The 15,942-nt window shown below is 66.3% G+C and carries 14 protein-coding genes and 1 pseudogene; 6 read left to right on the top strand and 9 right to left on the bottom strand.

Going from position 1 to position 15,942, the window contains the following annotated elements; translation table 11 throughout:
* Positions 1–46: 46 nt before the first annotated feature.
* From AB0362_RS20225 to AB0362_RS20210, 4 genes are all read right to left on the bottom strand, one after another.
* Positions 47–1,003 (bottom strand): M56 family metallopeptidase, encoded by a 957-nt coding sequence (locus tag AB0362_RS20225; protein ID WP_008720974.1) that lies wholly within the window; start codon positions 1,001–1,003, stop codon positions 47–49.
* Positions 1,000–1,353, bottom strand: coding sequence for a BlaI/MecI/CopY family transcriptional regulator (locus AB0362_RS20220; protein WP_032382574.1), 354 nt, complete (start codon positions 1,351–1,353; stop codon positions 1,000–1,002). The genes AB0362_RS20225 and AB0362_RS20220 overlap by 4 nt, the downstream gene beginning before the upstream one ends.
* Before the next feature lie 25 nt (positions 1,354–1,378).
* Entirely contained in the window at positions 1,379–2,041 is a 663-nt protein-coding gene (locus AB0362_RS20215) for a M23 family metallopeptidase (RefSeq protein WP_366236128.1), read from the bottom strand.
* A 668-nt stretch (positions 2,042–2,709) separates the two neighbouring features.
* Positions 2,710–4,734 carry a cytochrome c oxidase assembly protein gene (locus tag AB0362_RS20210; protein WP_366236074.1) on the bottom strand — a complete coding sequence of 675 codons (2,025 nt, stop codon included), beginning with the start codon at positions 4,732–4,734 and terminating at the stop codon, positions 2,710–2,712.
* Positions 4,735–4,931: 197 nt separating this feature from the next.
* Here AB0362_RS20210 and AB0362_RS20205 point away from each other — a divergent pair, with 197 nt between their 5' ends.
* A complete protein-coding gene (locus tag AB0362_RS20205) occupies positions 4,932–5,855 on the top strand; it encodes a cation diffusion facilitator family transporter (protein ID WP_008720942.1) in 924 nt (307 codons plus the stop codon).
* Between the two features lie 179 nt (positions 5,856–6,034).
* Here the strand turns inward: AB0362_RS20205 and AB0362_RS20200 are convergent, their stop codons facing one another.
* Complete coding sequence (locus AB0362_RS20200) at positions 6,035–6,448, bottom strand: Rieske (2Fe-2S) protein (protein WP_008720941.1); 414 nt, start codon at positions 6,446–6,448, stop codon at positions 6,035–6,037.
* A 185-nt stretch (positions 6,449–6,633) separates the two neighbouring features.
* Positions 6,634–7,161, bottom strand: coding sequence for a signal peptidase II (gene lspA, locus AB0362_RS20195; RefSeq protein WP_052061206.1), 528 nt, complete (start codon positions 7,159–7,161; stop codon positions 6,634–6,636).
* Positions 7,162–7,452: 291 nt separating this feature from the next.
* Between lspA and lnt the strand changes: the two genes are divergently transcribed.
* Genes lnt through ccsB form a run of 3 tightly spaced genes read left to right on the top strand, consistent with a single transcriptional unit; the run spans position 7,453 to position 11,552 of the window.
* Positions 7,453–8,928 carry an apolipoprotein N-acyltransferase gene (gene lnt, locus AB0362_RS20190; protein ID WP_228139423.1) on the top strand — a complete coding sequence of 492 codons (1,476 nt, stop codon included), beginning with the start codon at positions 7,453–7,455 and terminating at the stop codon, positions 8,926–8,928.
* A gap of 34 nt (positions 8,929–8,962) precedes the next feature.
* Positions 8,963–10,585: a cytochrome c biogenesis protein ResB gene (locus tag AB0362_RS20185; RefSeq protein WP_045841170.1), complete on the top strand. Its 1,623-nt coding sequence runs from the start codon at positions 8,963–8,965 to the stop codon at positions 10,583–10,585.
* 4 nt (positions 10,586–10,589) lie between these two features.
* A complete protein-coding gene (gene ccsB / locus AB0362_RS20180) occupies positions 10,590–11,552 on the top strand; it encodes a c-type cytochrome biogenesis protein CcsB (protein WP_032373342.1) in 963 nt (320 codons plus the stop codon).
* A 6-nt stretch (positions 11,553–11,558) separates the two neighbouring features.
* On the opposite strand, the pseudogene AB0362_RS20175 reads toward ccsB, so the two are convergent.
* The 3 genes and pseudogenes from AB0362_RS20175 to AB0362_RS20165 form a co-directional block, all read right to left on the bottom strand.
* Positions 11,559–11,858: pseudogene (locus AB0362_RS20175) on the bottom strand (DUF3703 domain-containing protein).
* A gap of 48 nt (positions 11,859–11,906) precedes the next feature.
* Positions 11,907–14,114, bottom strand: a complete 2,208-nt coding sequence (locus AB0362_RS20170; protein ID WP_032373341.1) for a cation-translocating P-type ATPase — start codon at positions 14,112–14,114, stop codon at positions 11,907–11,909.
* Positions 14,107–14,505: a metalloregulator ArsR/SmtB family transcription factor gene (locus AB0362_RS20165; protein WP_032373340.1), complete on the bottom strand. Its 399-nt coding sequence runs from the start codon at positions 14,503–14,505 to the stop codon at positions 14,107–14,109. Before AB0362_RS20165 ends, AB0362_RS20170 begins: the two co-directional genes overlap by 8 nt.
* A 136-nt stretch (positions 14,506–14,641) precedes the next feature.
* Here AB0362_RS20165 and AB0362_RS20160 point away from each other — a divergent pair, with 136 nt between their 5' ends.
* Positions 14,642–15,301, top strand: a complete 660-nt coding sequence (locus tag AB0362_RS20160) for a thioredoxin (protein ID WP_008720127.1) — start codon at positions 14,642–14,644, stop codon at positions 15,299–15,301.
* The gene (locus AB0362_RS20155) at positions 15,276–15,911 is read left to right on the top strand and encodes a vitamin K epoxide reductase family protein (RefSeq protein ID WP_008720128.1); all 636 of its coding nucleotides are present in this window, start codon (positions 15,276–15,278) and stop codon (positions 15,909–15,911) included. The genes AB0362_RS20160 and AB0362_RS20155 overlap by 26 nt, the downstream gene beginning before the upstream one ends.
* Positions 15,912–15,942: the final 31 nt, after the last annotated feature.

Raw genomic sequence — 15,942 nt, 5'->3', positions numbered from 1 at the left:
GACAGCCTAGCCCAAATACTATGCAGCATAGTATTTTGGGGGTGGTTCAAGTCAGCAGAACCGCGCACGCTGCGGCGGAGACCGCACTGAGGGTGAGGATTGCCATGGCGGCCGGCACCACGAGCGGCAGCACGGCGGCGGCAGCGTACGCGCCTGCTCCGGTTCGGGTCGGCGTGTGCGCGCTCGTGTCGAGGTGATGCAACCGCTCGGCGGTCGATTCCCCGATCAGGCCCAACGCCCACAGTGGACGCGCCGAATGCGCCTGCGAGACCGTCGACAAGGCCGAACGCACAGTGTCGGCGCTGGTGACCGCGGCCGCGGACCGGTCGGCTGCGACCTCGACCAGAACCCGCACCGCTGCAGGTGCCGCGGCGAAGAGGGGAACGCGAGGAAGTGCTTTGGCCAGGATCTCGCAGATGTTGACGATGCGGTGGTGGCGCCCGCGCAGGTGGGCACGTTCGTGTGCGATCACTGCCCGCTGTTGATCGGGATCGAGATGGGCAAGCAGGCCTTCGGTGGCCACGACGTAGCCGGGGCGACCGTCGATGCTGTAGGCCAGCGGGAGCGGGTGGTCGAGCCACATGATCGGTTCGGGTCCGGGGTCCGTGCGCGCGACGACGGCGATGACATCGCGGTGATAGTCGCGGACTTTGGACCGGGCTCGAAGCTGACGGCGAGTCGAGCGCAGGACGCGCGCCGACGCCGATACCGCGAGGACGACCGATGCCCCGGCGACCGCTTCCCCGATCCACGGCTGCGCCGCGTGTTGCAGTGACCCCAGACAGCGGACGGCGAGTTCGACCATGCCCTCGGCGGGCGCATGACCGGGCCAGAGCAACACGGCCACCGCGGATCCCACGAGAAACAGCACCCCGGCGATGCTGCCGATCCATGCGGTCAAGGCGAGAGTGGGGCTCACGGTGCGGGTGAGCGAGGTCAGCGGCTGCGGCAGGGCGACGGCCGCGATGATCGCCGCGAGGAGCAACACCAGCGCGACGATCACCGGTTCACGTCCGGCAGGTTCCCCCGCAGAGCGTCGAGCTCGTCGTCGGTGACGGTTTTCGCGAAATGCATCAGCACCGCGGCCGAGTCGGTACTGGTGTCGAGGATTTCGCGCAGCGCTTGCGAGGTGGCCTCCGCGCGCGACTGCACGGGCGAGTAGAGATAGGCGCGTGACTGCTTGGTCCGCTCGACCCACCCTTTCTCGTGGAGATGGGTCACGACGGTCAGGATCGTGGTGTAGGCGGGGTTTCTGTCGGCCATGAGTTCACGCAGGTCGTGGACCGACTGTGGTCGGTCACATTCCCAGAGCACGTTCATCACCTCCGCTTCGAGATCACCGAGCCTTTTCATCGCCAGATCTTCTTTCCTCGTCGTGTCAGCTGATATCGACTCCGCGTGCCGACAGCCACGCCGTCGGGTCGGACTTGGCACCGTCGGGTTGCCACACTTCGTAATGCAGGTGGGGTCCGGTGGATTGGCCTCGGTTGCCTACCGTAGCAATGAGCTCGCCGGCTTTCACGCGTTGACCGGCGGTGACGAGCGCCTGGTCTATGTGGCCGTACACCCCGATCGTGCCGTCGTCCTGACGAATACGCACCCACAGGCCGAACCCTTGCGCCGGCCCTGCTTCGATGACCTCACCGTCGGTCACCGATACGATCGGCGTCCCGATCGTATTGGCGATGTCGAGTCCGTAATGCGTTGTCCCCCAACGCGGCCCAGAACTGGAGGTCAATGTGCCCGACACCGGCACCACCGAGAGCGGGCGCCGCGCCTCGGCATCGCGTGCGGCGCGCTCCGCCGCCCGAACTCCCCCCTCGGCGAGTTGCTCGGTCATGCGCTGCGCGAGCCGGCCGACATCGAGATCGGGCATTTGCAACACCTGCGGGGGTGAGGCGACGACCGGGCTCGGCGGCAGGACGCCGGCGGGAGGGCTATCGATACTCGCAGCGCTGAGCGCCACACTGTCCTGCGACCCGGTGTTCGGAGACGTCGCTGCCGCGGACAGAAAGGCACCGACCGCGACCGACGCAGCGATGGCGCGGCCACCCGGCTTCGGCACCCGGCGGCGATGAAGTCCGCGGCGAGCACGTCGCGACACGGCCTGCACTACATCGCGGCCACCGTCGCCGTGTGTCGTCTCGTCCGGACCGGCCACGTGCACCCACATCGACGCGGCAGTGTCCGCGGCCGCGGTGTCCCAGGCGGCGCTGACCGCGTGAGCGGGTACATCCGGTGCGGGCGTCTGCGCCGAAGGCGTGTGCTCGTCCTGCGACCGATTGTCGGAGTACACGGTCTCGGCGGGCGACTCGGTCACGAAACGCGAGGGTGCGAACCCGGCGTGTCGATGACGGGGGTGATCGATGAGCGCCGTCGGCCTGTTGCCGACGGGCATCGAGACCGCGACGCCGGGTGCCGGCGCTGCGTAGTCGTCGTCGATCGGATCGGGTGTGCGGTGTCGGGCCAAGATCACAATCCTTGGTGGCTACGAGGCCGTGGCCTCGCTCGAGATAACGAAATGGTGACGGTCAGGCCACAGGTTACTACTATCGAGCATAGTTTTTCCATCCCACTCGACCCGGATTCGTCCGTACCGCTGGTCACGGTCCTCGGAGGACATCCCGCCGGGCTACGACATCCCGCCGGGCTACGACATCCCGCCGGGCTACGACATCCGCACCGGAACAGGGCTGGGCGTTTCGGGTATCAGGGGTGATCGCGCCGAGAGGACAGGCCACCGAGCATGGTGTTGTACGCCTCGAGTTCGGTATCACCTTGATCGTCGACTCGGCGGTCTCGTTGCCGTGCCGCGCTCTCGTCGGCCGCCGACCACCGGACCGCGGCGAGAACCGCGGCAGCGAGCAACGGCAACTCCCCGATGCCCCACGCCAGAGTGCCGCCGCGCCGCTGGTCGGCCAGCAGGTCTGCGTTCCAGTCCAGACGCAGTCCGCTGTAGAAGCTCGCTCCGAGCGCGGTCTCGAGATCGATCGTCACGACGAGGAAGAATGCGAACCCGGCCAATGCGGTGATACTCGCGAGCAACTTCGTCAGTCCCGCGATCGGTCTCGGTACCGGGTCTTCGCCGACCGTGCCCCAGAACATCACCATCCCGACGGTCAGGAACCAGCCCTTCATCACCATGTGTGCCACATGCGAGTCGGCGACGGTGTCGAACAGTCCGCCGGGGTAGAGCAGGTAGAAGCTGCTCAGGAACACCGTGGTGCTGACCCACGGGTGTATCGCGATCCGGGCTGCTCGGCTCTGCCATGCAGCCCGGAGCCATTCGCGCGAGCCCGGTGCTTCGGCTGCCGGCGCGGTCGGCAGGACCGAGGCGAACAAGGTTGCCGGTCGGCCGAGGACCAACAGCAACGGCACGGCGATGGCGACCGCGGTCAGTCCCGCCATGTGCACGCTGAACATCGCCGGGCTGTAGAGCCCGACCCCGGACGAGGTCGCCACGAGCAGCACCGCAGTGCCCATCAACCAGCTCGCTGTCCACCGCCTCTGCCATGGCAGGCCTACCCGCCGGCGGCGCCGCACGGCCACCAGGTACAGGACGGCCGCGATCACCGCAGCGGAGCCGAACACCAGGTCGAAACGCCACTCGAACGCCAACCGCGCAGCGGTGGGCGGGCCGTCCAACACGTAGCCCAAGGCCTCTTCGTGCGCCTGGGGCAGCGAGGTGTCCTGCGGCGGGGGCGGGGGAGTGCGGCCCAGTGCGACCGCCAGGCCCACTGTGGTGACGAGAACGAGGGTCTCGATCATCGACAACGTGATCAGGGATCTGCGCCTCGCGGGGTCGTGAGCCAGAGCGCGGACCGTTCGTCGTCGCTGTATCCACCCGAGGGTCCCCACGATCGCCAGGGCTGCGATCTTCGCCAGTATCAGAGCGCCGTACGTCGAATCCCACAGCGACGTCACGGGCACTCGCACGGCAGCGTTGACCACTCCGGAGACCGCCATGATCACGAACGCGACCAGAGCGAGCGTCGAGTAGCGGCGGGTCGCGACGGCAAGGTGTCCACCTCCGCGCAGCGCATGAGCGAGAAGTGCGAGGAGTCCGCCCACCCACAGAGCGGCAGCGAGGATGTGCAGGATCAACGAGTTCGTCGCGATGTCGTGATTGCCGCCGGTCGAGGAGTGGCCGGTGACCGCGCGCGGGATCAACGCGAGCATCGACAGGGCGAACAAGGCGGGGGTCCATCGATGCCGCAACACCGCCGCGCATGCTGCGGCGGTGATCGCCGCGACCGCAGAGGTGATGGCCCATGCAGTGGAGGCCTCGACATCGCCGATCGCACCGAGGAACTGCACCGGTTGCGCTGCAACGGATCCGACAGGTTGACCCGAGGCGTCCGAGAGTGTCAGCGGCACCAACGCCGCCGCGCACACCGCCCACACTGCGGAGGCCTTCGCCGCGGTGCGGACGGCGATGTACCCGTCGATGTCGAGCACACCCGACCTCTGAGGCGGAACGAGAAATGCCGCGAGGAGCAGCGACCCCGCCGCCACGACGGCAGCCACCTCGCCGATCGCGGTCAGTGCCGGGATCCCGTACGTGGTGATCGGGCCCGGATCGGGCAGACCCAACAGCACGAGCGCTTGCGACGTCGACATCGCTGCGAGCAGTGCAGCGACCACCGCGGCAATCGCTGCGCACAGCACCATCACCTGCGATCCGGAGCGTCGATCCACTGCGCCGCGGGTCGAATGGGCCGCTTCGGTGGCCATGGTGTGCGCCTCTTCCCGGTGGATCGTGTTTCCGGCATGGGCGCGAGGCAGTCCGACCTGCGCCGACAATGAACTACTACGAATGATAGTTGTACGAGTCCGGGCAGCCACCGCCGGATGATCCTTCAACACTTGCATGTATGCGCATATCGCAATATGTTGTCGTTCTGCGGATCTGACACGACGAAGGAGCAACGATGGGGCACGGACATGGCCACGGGATAGAGCCGGGTTCACCGGCCAGCGCGTCCGGTAAGCACCTCGGGCGACTGTGGATCGCTGTCGGTCTGGGGGCGGTCACCCTGGTGACGCAGGTCGTCGTCGGCCTGTCCACCTCGTCGCTGGCGTTGCTCTCCGATTCCGCACACGTGTTCACCGACGTGTTCGGGGTGCTGATGGCGATCGTGGCGATCACACTCGCACAGCGACGATCGACCAAGGCTGCCCGCACGTTCGGGCTCTACCGAGCCGAGGTGTTCGCCGCATTGTTCAATGCACTTCTGCTGTTCGGTGTGGCCGGTTGGATTCTCTACGAAGCCGCGCAACGCATCACGAATCCGCCCGAGGTCCCCGGCGTCCCGGTGATGGCGGTGGCCACCCTCGGGCTCGTGATGAACCTCATCGCGTTCGTCCTGCTGCGCAGCGGCGCCAAGGACAGCCTCAATGTTCGGGGTGCGTATCTCGAGGTGATGGCGGACATGCTCGGCTCGATCGGCGTACTGGTCAGCGGACTGGTCACCGTCCTGTTCGGGTGGCGGTACGCCGACCCGGTCATCGCGGTCGCCATCGGCGTGTTCGTCCTGCCACGCGCGTTCAACCTGGGCCGTCACGCCGTACGAATTCTGCTGCAACATGCTCCGGCGGGCATCGATGTCGCCGCCGTGGAAAGGGCCCTGACCGATGTCGACGATGTCGAAGAGGTGCACGATCTGCACATATGGACACTGACGTCGGGGATGGAGGTCGCGTCGGCGCATCTGACGGTCGCCCCGGAGGCCGAGACACCGCGGGTGCTCGCTGCAGCGCAGCAGGTTCTCCGCAACGAGTTCGGTCTCGAACACGCCACTGTGCAGGTCGAACCCCGGGAAGGCGAAGGCCGGTGCCGAGAGGTCAATTGGTAGGCAGGTCTCGACCCGGTGCGCGATCGGCACGCTGTGCTGTCGTCGACACGGCAGCGATGTACCGAACCGGCACCCGTCGGGTGGGGGCACAGAGTGGGTCCTCGAGTGCCGCACATCGGCCCGGTCGAGACCGTTCACCCCGAACCCGTCCACCTCGCATGTTCGCGCCCGGTGATGGATCAGTCGACGGTGAGGGTATCGACGGTTCTGGTCACGGCACGGTTCGGCAGTGGCTCGGTGGCGGGGCTGCGCATGACCGCCCCGTCGGTGATCGAGAACGCACTGTTGTGGCAGGGGCACTCGATCGTGCCGTTGCGAACTCGGTTCACTGTGCACCCTCGGTGAGAACAGATAGCCGAGAAGGCCCGGAAGATACCGGGTTCCGGTTGGGTGACGACGACCTGCCGGTCGGCGAGCACGATTCCACCGCCGACAGGAACATCGTTCACCGACAAGGTGACGGGACCGTCGGAAGCGGTGTCCTCACCGGACGGGGCTTCGCCGACGCTGCATCCGGCGGCAGTCAGGCACGCTGTAGCGCAGCTCGTAGCGAGAAAAATACGGCGCGGTAGCGCCGGGATGTCCTCGCTCATACAGCAGGCTCCCCTCGGTACGCCTCGGTGAGCGAGAGGCGACGATCGCGTGTCGGTGGTTGTAGTCGACTATGTTTCGAGCAGTTCCGGTGTCGATCACCCTCACTGTTCGAGCGGATCAGCATGATTGTCCTGTCGCGAATGTATGTGCACTGCAGGGCATTCGATTCGAACGCCGAGATATCTCATGCACGTTCACGATCCGGCGCTGTCGGGCACTGCGGGCAGAGGGGCAACCCTTGTGCCCTCTCGCGTGCCAGTGCCGCCCCGATCATCAGCACCACCCCGCAGGTGATGTAGATGTCGGCGAGGTTGAATGTCGGCCACCAACCGGTGTGAAAGTAGTCCGTGACCGCACCGTCGACAAGCCGGTCCAGAACGTTGGACAGCGCGCCGGCGAGGATCAACGCCAGCGCCACCGTGGTCCACTGCTCCCCGTGCCGAGCGCTGTGCCATCCGTAGGCCGCGACCCCGGCGGTGATCGTCGCCGTGACCGACACGATCACCCATAGGGGCAGCGAATTGCCCAGACTGAAGGCCATTCCGCGGTTGAAGGCGAGCCGCAATTCGAGGATCGGTAGTGGGATCGGAGAGCCGACCAATGCTTCTTGCGCCCAGTAGTCGACGGTCAGCGCGGTAGCGACCAATGTCAGCACGAGAGTCACTGCGTAAGCACGCAGCCGCGTGGGAGACGTGGTGGGCGAGCGGTTCACGGATCCTCGTTCTCGGGTGTGTATCTCGGACAGGTGCTGGGTGTCGACGGAAGGGGATCGGTCACCGCCGCAGAGTTGCCATCACATAAAATACTATGCACCATAGTAGTTGATGAACGGCAGAGGCTCCTCCGGTACCGGCTGCACGCGCGTGCCGTCATGAGATCGGCTCCCGGCATCGAGCCCGGGCCTCGACCTCTCGTCTACGACCCGAGCCGGGCGCGGTGGGTGACCGGCAGCAACGGAGTCCGCGCGTGGATCCGGCTCCTCGCCGCCGCCTCATCCGGGCTGATGTTGTATGCCACATTCCCGCCCATCGATCTGTGGTTTCTCGCTCCGGTAGCACTTGCAATGCTGCTGTTGGCTGTGCGCGGGCGAGGGGCGCGTGCGGGGGCCGGCTACGGCTTCGTCGCCGGCTCGGCGTTCTTCGTGCCTCTGCTGCCGTGGGTGGGGGAGTACGTCGGATCGGTGCCGTGGCTGGCGCTGTCCGTCGTTCAAGCACTCTTCGTGGCACTGTTCGGTGCGGTAGCGGATCGGATGTCCCGACTGCCGTGGGCGCCGGTCTGGGTGGCGAGCGCCTGGGTGGCGATGGAAGCGGCACGATCTCGGGTCCCGTTCGGCGGCTTCCCTTGGGGCCGCATCGCATTCGGTCAATCCGACGGGCCGCTGCTGCCTCTGGCTGCGGTGATCGGCGCGCCGGGGTTGTCGTTCGTCGTGGTGCTGATCGGGTCCGCTCTGGCCGGCGTCGTTGCCTCCGGTCGCATCACCCGCAGAACTGCAGCAGCGTCGTGCATCGGTGTGGCCACTGCTGTAGGGGCGCTCACGATGGTGGCTCCACTGTTCGCTCCGCCGCAGCAGGACACGGTCACCGTCGCCTTGGTGCAAGGCAACGTCCCGCGTCTCGGTCTCGACTTCAACGCCCAACGACGCGCGGTTCTCGACAACCATGTTCAGCGCACCATCGAGCTCGCCGCCGACATCGACTCCGGCCGCGTACGCGCACCCGACCTGGTCATCTGGCCGGAGAACTCCTCCGACATCGATCCCCTGCGCAACCCCGACGCCGCCGCACGTATCGACGCCGCGGCCCGCGCCGTCGGAGTCCCCGTACTCGTCGGCACGGTTCTCCGCCGAGACGACGGCACCACGAGCAACACCTCGATCGTGTGGGATCCCGTCACCGGGCCCGGGCAGAGGCACGACAAGCGGCAACTGGTGCCGTTCGGGGAGTACCTGCCGATGCGCACGATCGTCACCGCACTCTCTCCCTATGCCGCCCAGGCAGGAAACTTCACCCCGGGCCAGGGCAACGGCGTCCTCGACCTCGCCGGAGTGCACGTCGCGGTGGCCACCTGCTACGAGGTCGCCTTCGACTCGTTGCTCACCGACTCCGTGCGCGCCGGTGCCCAGCTGATCGCAGTGCCCACCAACAACGCCACTTTCGGTCGGACGAACATGACCTATCAACAACTCGCCATGTCGCGGGTACGAGCGGTCGAACACGGGCGCAGCGTCGTCGTGTCGGCCACCAGCGGCGTCAGCGCCGTCATCGATGCACGCGGGGAGGTCGTCGAGCGCACGGAGCTGTTCACCCCCGCAGCTGTCGTCACCGAGGTGTCACTGAGCACCACCCTCACCCCGGCGACGATCACCGGCAGCGTTCCGGAATGGATTGCCGCCACCGGCGCTGGTGCAGCACTGGCGTTCTCGCTGCTGCGCCGACCACGCTCCATCACACCGAACCCCGCAAACTACTATGTCGCGTAGTATTTAGATGGTGGTCGGTGAAGGGCGTGCGGAGATGACGATCGACGAACACCCCCGTGCGCACTCGCCGGGACTGGTGCGCAGAACAGTGGCGATGCTGCGCAACCGGTGGCGACAACTGACGTCGATGCGGACAGCGTTGGTGCTGCTGTTCCTCCTCGCCGCCGCAGCTGTCCCCGGCGCTTTGCTGCCGCAGCGCAATCTCAATACCCAGGCCGTCGATTCTTTCATTGCCGCGCGTCCGGTTCTCGGGCCGGTGATGGACACGCTGGAATTGTTCGACGTGTTCGCGAGTTCCTGGTTCACCGCGATCTACGTCCTGTTGTTCGTGTCGCTGATCGGCTGTCTGACTCCCCGGTTGATCGAGCACGGCAAAGCTCTTCGCGCACAACCTGTTCGAGTACCGCGAAACCTCACTCGACTACCGTTGCATCATTCGGGCACCCTCGCCGGTGACCCCGAGAAGGTGATCGCCGACATCGCGCGGCACTTGAAAGGGTGGCGTACCGCCGTTCGACCCGAGCCCGATGGGGCACTGACTCTCTCGGCGGAGAAGGGCTACACCCGCGAGGCCGGGAACCTGCTGTTTCACTTCTCGCTGATCGGTCTGCTCGCGGCCATCGCGATCGGCAAACTGTTCGGCTACGAAGGCTCGGTCATCGTCATCGCCGACAACGGGCCCGGTTTCTGCAACACCTCGCCCGCGATCTACGACTCCTTTCGCGCCGGCAACAGCACCGACGGCACCGGACTCGAGCCGTTCTGTATCCGGGTCAGAGATTTCACCGCCGACTACCTCGAGAACGGTCAGGCCGAGATGTTCACCTCGAACATCTCCTACCAGAGCGCCGACGACATCGCCGCCGACACCTGGCGCGACTATCAACTCAAAGTCAACGAACCCCTCCGGCTCGGCGACGAACGCATCTACCTCACCGGACACGGCTACGCCCCCGAGTTCACCGTCACCTTCCCCGACGGCCAGACCCGCACCGAAGCGCTGCAGTTCCGCCCCGACGACGCCACCACGTTCCTCAGCAGCGGCGCGCTGCGATTCGACCCACCCGGGGGGACCTACGCCACCGCCGAGGAGCGCCGCCGAGGGCAGATCGCCATCGAAGGACTCTTCGCGCCCACCGCGCAATTCAACGGCAACCTGCTCTCCTCCCGCTTCCCGGAACTGGTCGATCCCGCGGTGGCAGTGGACATCTACAAAGGCGACACCGGTCTCGACACCGGCATCCCGCAGTCGATCTTCTCCCTGGACCAGGAGATGATCAACCAGGGCCGGCTGGTCAAGCAGGACCGGGTCAACCTGCGGCCCGGAGAATCGACGACCCTCTCCGACGGCACCGTCGTCCGGTTCGACGGTGCCAAGGAATTCGCGAACCTCCAGGTCGGATACGACCCCGCGCAGCGGTGGGTGCTCGTGTTCGCGGTCACGATGATGACCGGACTACTGGTGTCCCTGGTCATCACACGTCGCCGTGTCTGGTTCCGGGTCCACCCCGGCGAGCGCGGTCTCTCGCCAGTGGACATGGGTGGCCTGGCTCGCACCGATCACGCCGGCTGGGGACCGGAATTCCAGACCCTTCGGTTGAAGATCTGGCCGCACACGCAGAGCCCGTCCGAGAACCACGACAGAGAAACGGTGTAGCACCATGCCGATCGACGACACCCTCGCCCGGTGGAGCGACATCAGCTTCGAGACCGCCTTCGTGGTCTATCTCCTCGCCGCGATCGCATTCCTCGCACAGCTCGCAACGACCCGTAGCGCGGAACTGCACAATACGGAGCGACTTCGTGCTCGGATCATTGCTGCCACGTCGACGACGCCCGGACGCATTCCCGACGCACCCCGGCGAGTTCCATCCGAACGTTTCGGGCGTAGCGGACTCGGGCTGGTGATGGTGGCACTGACCCTGCATATCGGGTCGATCATCCTTCGCGGGATCGCCACCGGCAGGCCGCCGTGGGGCAACATGTACGAATTCGTCTCGGTCACCTGCGCAGCAGGTGTAGTCGCTGCACTGGTGGTGCTGCGCTCGACGCAGCTACGCACCCTGTGGTTGTTCGTTCTGGTGCCGACGTTGATCCTGCTGTTCGTCGCCGGCACCGTGCTGTACGCCGACGCAGCACCGGTGGTACCGGCACTGCAGTCGTACTGGCTGCCGGTGCACGTCTCCATCGTCTCGCTCGGCAGCGGGGTGTTCCTGATCTCCGGGGTTGCGAGCATACTGTTCCTGATCCGCATGAAGCATCCCGAGGACTCGGGCAGCCGCGTGAGCCGGATCGCAGCCCGCCTGCCCTCCGCGCAGACACTGGACATCGTGGCCTACAAGACCACGATCTTCGCCTTCCCGCTCTTCGGCGTCGGCGTCATCCTCGGCGCTATCTGGGCCGAAGCCGCGTGGGGCCGGTTCTGGGGCTGGGATCCGAAAGAAACGGTCTCCTTCATCACCTGGATCGTCTACGCCTCCTACCTGCACGCCCGCGCCACCAGCGGGTGGCGCAACACCCGCGCAGCATGGATCAACATCGCCGGATTCGTGGCGATGCTGTTCAATCTGTTCATCATCAACATGGTCGTCTCCGGCCTGCACTCCTACGCAGGCCTGAACTGATGACCGCTATCTGCCTCTCAGCGCGTCCGTACGGTCCTGCGGAATGGGCATCGGCGACATCGGTCCCGCCTCGACCCGGCCGGTGTTACCGGCCGGGTATCGCCCCGACCACGATCCTGGAGCAGCGATCACGATCCGGATCACCTGACCCCAGGATTCGCGCCGATCATGTTCTACCGCCGCAGCTTTCACCATCGCGGCGTGGTTGAGAGCATGCAATCACGGATAGTGCTGCGAGAGGATGTGTGTTCGTTCGAGGTGGTGCCAGCGCACCTCTGTTGTCGATGCCGCTGCTGCTGGGGTCATGTCGATCCCGTAGAGCCTGCATGCAGTCCGATCACCGCCCGCAGGTCTCTACCTTCCCTGACCGAGTTCGCTTCGCGCGGGAGTCGATGTGCAGCAGGTACATCCATCCGAGCACCCGGAGCTGCTGCCGTCGTCTGCTCCGATCGCCGAGGGTGACGGTGCGGTGGTGGCGGCCAGTAGGTTCCCAGATGCGAGAGGCGCAGCGTTCCTCGGCGTCGGGGCCGGAGCGCAGCAGGCATCCTCGAAGGCCGCTGCGGGTGCGATCGTGACATTGAGGGCACCGGATGCCGTAGGCGGTGGGACGAACCCGTCCAACGGTGTGGTGCGGGCGGCACGAATCGCATTGGCGATCACCAGGACTTCGGCGAGTTCGTGGACGAGCACCACAGTCGCCAAACCGAGGACGCCGGTGGCAGCCAGTGGGACGAGCACGCCGATGATCGCGATCGACAGGGCGATGTTCTGGACCATGATGCCGCGGGCATGCCGAGCGTGGGCCAGCACCTGCGGTAGATGCCGGAGGTCTTCCCCCATGAGGGCAACATCGGCGGTCTCGATGGCAACGTCGGTTCCCATTGCGCCCATGGCGATACCGACATCTGCGGTCGCCAAGGCGGGAGCGTCGTTGATGCCGTCGCCGACCATGGCAATCTTGCGTCCGGCCGCGATGTCGGCGAGCAGGGCCGCTTTGTCCTCGGGCAGTAGTTCGGCGTGGACGGCGGTGATACCCGCCTGGGTCGCCAGGGCCTGCGCAGTGAGTGCGTTGTCGCCGGTGAGCATCGCAGTGTCGATACCGAGCGCGGTGAGTTGGCGGACAGCCTCGGCGGCCTCGGGCCGCAGTTCGTCGCGGACGGCGATCGCAGCGATCAGGACTCCGGCGCGTTCGACGAGAACGACTGTGGCACCGCTGCTTTGGAGACGAGCGACGTCGGCGCGGAACTCCTCGGAGCTGGGGTGGGTGTCGAACCAGCTCGGTTTCCCGAGCCTGATCGCGGCTCCGTCGAGGGTGCCGGTCAGGCCGTGTCCGGCGATGGCAGTGACATCATCGGCTGCCGCGACGGTCGATACGGAAGCGAGGATGGCGCGGGCGAGTGGATGCTCGCTGCGCGCTTCGAGCGCAGCAGCAACGGCCAGCGCGGCGTCGCGGCCGATTCCCGCAGCGGTGACGACGTCGACGACCTCCGGTCGTCCTGCGGTGAGGGTGCCGGTCTTGTCCACGGCGACGACGCGGATGCGGCCCAGCTCTTCTACTGCTGCACCGCCTTTGATCAATGCCCCGTTGCGGCTCGCAGCCCCGATCGCCGCCACCACCGACAGCGGCACCGAGATGGCCAACGCGCACGGTGATGCCGCGACCAGGACCACCAGTGCGCGTTCGAGCCACAACATGGGGTCACCGAGCACCGCACCGACGCCGGCGACGAGGGCGGCGAGAATCATGATCGAAGGCACGAGGGGACGTGCGATCCGGTCCGCGAGCCGCTGGCCGGCCCCTTTGCGGTCCTGGGCCTGTTCGACGATGCGGACGATGCGCGCAAGCGAACTCTCCGATGCCGGCGCGGTGACGGTGATCTCGATGGCTCCGCCGCCGTTGATGGCACCGGCATGCACCTCGTCGCCGACACCGGCTTCGATGGGCACGGACTCGCCGGTGATCGCGGACACGTCCAGATTCGTCGAACCGCGTGCGATGGTGCCGTCCGTGGCAGCTCGCTCGCCCGGTCGCAGCACCATGGTGTCCCCGATCACGACATCGTCGGGGGGCAGGGCCTGCTCGGTTCCACCGCGCAGGACCGACACTGTCGGCGGCACCAAGGACAGAAGTGCGCGTAGTCCGCGGCGGGTCTTGGTGACCGCGTACTCCTCGAGTCCCTCGGCGACGGAAAACAGGATGCCGAGCATCGCGGCCTCGGGGATCTGGCCCAATGCGATGGCACCGAGGAGCGCGATCGTCATCAGCGTGCCGACACCGATGCGGCCGTGTCGCAGATTTCTCACCGTCGCGGGAACGAAGGTGACGGCCGCGATCGCGGCAGCGATCAGACCGCCGACGGTCGCGACCGCATCGGCACCCGTTCGACCGAGCAACCACGATGCGGCGAGGATGATCGCGGCTACCGATGCGAGTTGCAGCTCGCGGACCTGCCACAACCTCTGGGGTACGTCGGTCGGAGCCGGACCTGCCGTGCCCGTACCGTCGGCGGCCGGTTCGGTGGTCGGCGCAGCGGGGGTCGGTCCGCAGCACGCGTCAGCCATGATCGACCCCGGTGAGATCAGCGGTGGCCGAGGCGGTGGCCAGTGGCTCGGTCAGTATCGAGAGCAGTCGGGCGCCGCGATCGGTGAGCGAATACATGACCAACTTTCCCTCTCTGTTCGATGTGACGGCGTCCGCGGCTTTGAGTTTGCGGAGATGGTGGGAGACCAGCTTCTGGCTCTGTCCCACGATCCACGCAACATCGCAGCCGCACATCTGCCCGCCGGCGTTCAACGCGAGCGCGATGGTCAGTCGGGTGGGGTCACCGAAAGCTCGGGCAGCGTCGGCGACCGGTTCGATATCGCCGAGAGCAGGCAAGGCTGCGCGCACCCTCTCGGCGTGAGGGAGGTCCATACACAACAGATCGCACGAGTCCAAAGGTTCCAAGGCCATGGGCACAATCTAACAATCATGCGATCGTCAGGGAAGACCTTTCGGTCGACGTTCGTACGATTGTTAGTCTCACAACGGGTCGAAACGCCCATATCGGGCCCGTTGATCAGTCCGAACGAGTCGAGAAGGTAGTTGTATGAGCCGAGCGTTGAAGATTTCCCTGTCCCTGGTGGTCGTGTTCGCCGCCGCGTTGGCTGTATTTCTGGTGGTGGACCGATCGGGCACGCCGGATGCTGCCGCCGCCGAGCAGGCCGCCGCCGACCCTGCCTCGATCGCGGTGCGCGAGAACAGTCATCGGTTGAACTCGGTGCCCGACGGCCGGGTCACGTTCGTGGAGTTCCTCGACTTCGAGTGCGAGGCCTGCCGGTCTGTCTACCCAGCGATCGAACAATTGCGTGAGGAGTACGGCGACCGGGTGAGCTTCGTGGCCCGCTACTTTCCCATCGCCTCGCACTTCAATGCCGAACGCGCCGCACGCGCTGTCGAAGCCGCAGCACAGCAGGGCGGCTTCGAGGACATGTATCAGCGCATGTACGAGACGCAGGCGCAGTGGGGCGAACAGCAGGTTCCGCAGGACGAGTTGTTTCGGAGCTTCGCCGTCGAGCAAGGACTCGACATGAGCGCCTTCGATGCCGCTTACACCGACCCTGCGACGCTCGAACGCATCGAGGCCGACGTCGCCGACGGGATCGCGCTCGGCGTCCAGGGCACCCCGACGTTCTTCCTCAACGGCACCAAGATCGAACCCACCACCTACGGAGACCTCACCGATGCCCTCGACGCTGCACTCGGCTGACCGCGCAGCCGCTCTCACCCGACGCAGCGGACCGTTCGCCCGAAGCCTGCCCTGGCTGCTGCTGGTAGGAGGCGTGATCGGACTGGCCGCCGCGTTCGTACTCACGGTAGAGAAGTTCGCCCTTGCGCTCGATCCCGCCTACGCCCCGACCTGCAGTATCAATCCGGTACTCAACTGCGGATCGGTGATGGACACCCCGCAGGCGTCTGCGTTCGGATTTCCCAATTCCCTTCTCGGGATCGCGGGCTTCGCCGTCGTGGCGGCAGTGGGTGCCGCCCTGCTCGCCGGAGCCGTGTTCGCGCAGTGGTTCTGGAGTGCACTGCAGGTCGGTGTCACTGCTGCTGCGGTCTTCGTGCACTGGCTGATCGTGCAGAGCCTCTACGACATCGGCGCGCTGTGCCCGTACTGCATGGCGGTGTGGGCGGTCACCGTACCGATCTTCTGGTACGTCACGCTGCGCAACCTCGACCGCGGGGCTCCGAGTGCGGGCCGGCGGCAGTGGGCGGGAGTGTTGATGCGCAATCACTCGATTGCGCTGACCGTGTGGTTTCTCGTCCTCATCGCCCTGATCGCGCAGCGTTTCTGGTCGTACTGGTCCACGCTCCTATGATCCGCGACGTACCGTTCGCCCCTCTGCCGAT

The sequence above is a fragment of the Rhodococcus sp. NPDC079359 genome (assembly GCF_040702585.1).
Taxonomy (GTDB): Bacteria; Actinomycetota; Actinomycetes; order Mycobacteriales; family Mycobacteriaceae; genus Rhodococcoides.
This window is presented reverse-complemented; position numbering and strand designations above follow the sequence as displayed.

Coding starts and splice junctions, on each gene's coding strand:
- AB0362_RS20220 (WP_032382574.1), bottom strand. CDS start 1,353: ATGAAAAGGCTCGGTGATCTCGAAGCGGAGGTGATGAACGTGCTCTGG.
- AB0362_RS20210 (WP_366236074.1), bottom strand. CDS start 4,734: ATGGCCACCGAAGCGGCCCATTCGACCCGCGGCGCAGTGGATCGACGC.
- AB0362_RS20205 (WP_008720942.1), top strand. CDS start 4,932: ATGGGGCACGGACATGGCCACGGGATAGAGCCGGGTTCACCGGCCAGC.
- AB0362_RS20200 (WP_008720941.1), bottom strand. CDS start 6,448: ATGAGCGAGGACATCCCGGCGCTACCGCGCCGTATTTTTCTCGCTACG.
- lnt (WP_228139423.1), top strand. CDS start 7,453: ATGTTGTATGCCACATTCCCGCCCATCGATCTGTGGTTTCTCGCTCCG.
- AB0362_RS20185 (WP_045841170.1), top strand. CDS start 8,963: ATGACGATCGACGAACACCCCCGTGCGCACTCGCCGGGACTGGTGCGC.
- ccsB (WP_032373342.1), top strand. CDS start 10,590: ATGCCGATCGACGACACCCTCGCCCGGTGGAGCGACATCAGCTTCGAG.
- AB0362_RS20170 (WP_032373341.1), bottom strand. CDS start 14,114: ATGGCTGACGCGTGCTGCGGACCGACCCCCGCTGCGCCGACCACCGAA.
- AB0362_RS20165 (WP_032373340.1), bottom strand. CDS start 14,505: ATGGCCTTGGAACCTTTGGACTCGTGCGATCTGTTGTGTATGGACCTC.
- AB0362_RS20160 (WP_008720127.1), top strand. CDS start 14,642: ATGAGCCGAGCGTTGAAGATTTCCCTGTCCCTGGTGGTCGTGTTCGCC.
- AB0362_RS20155 (WP_008720128.1), top strand. CDS start 15,276: ATGCCCTCGACGCTGCACTCGGCTGACCGCGCAGCCGCTCTCACCCGA.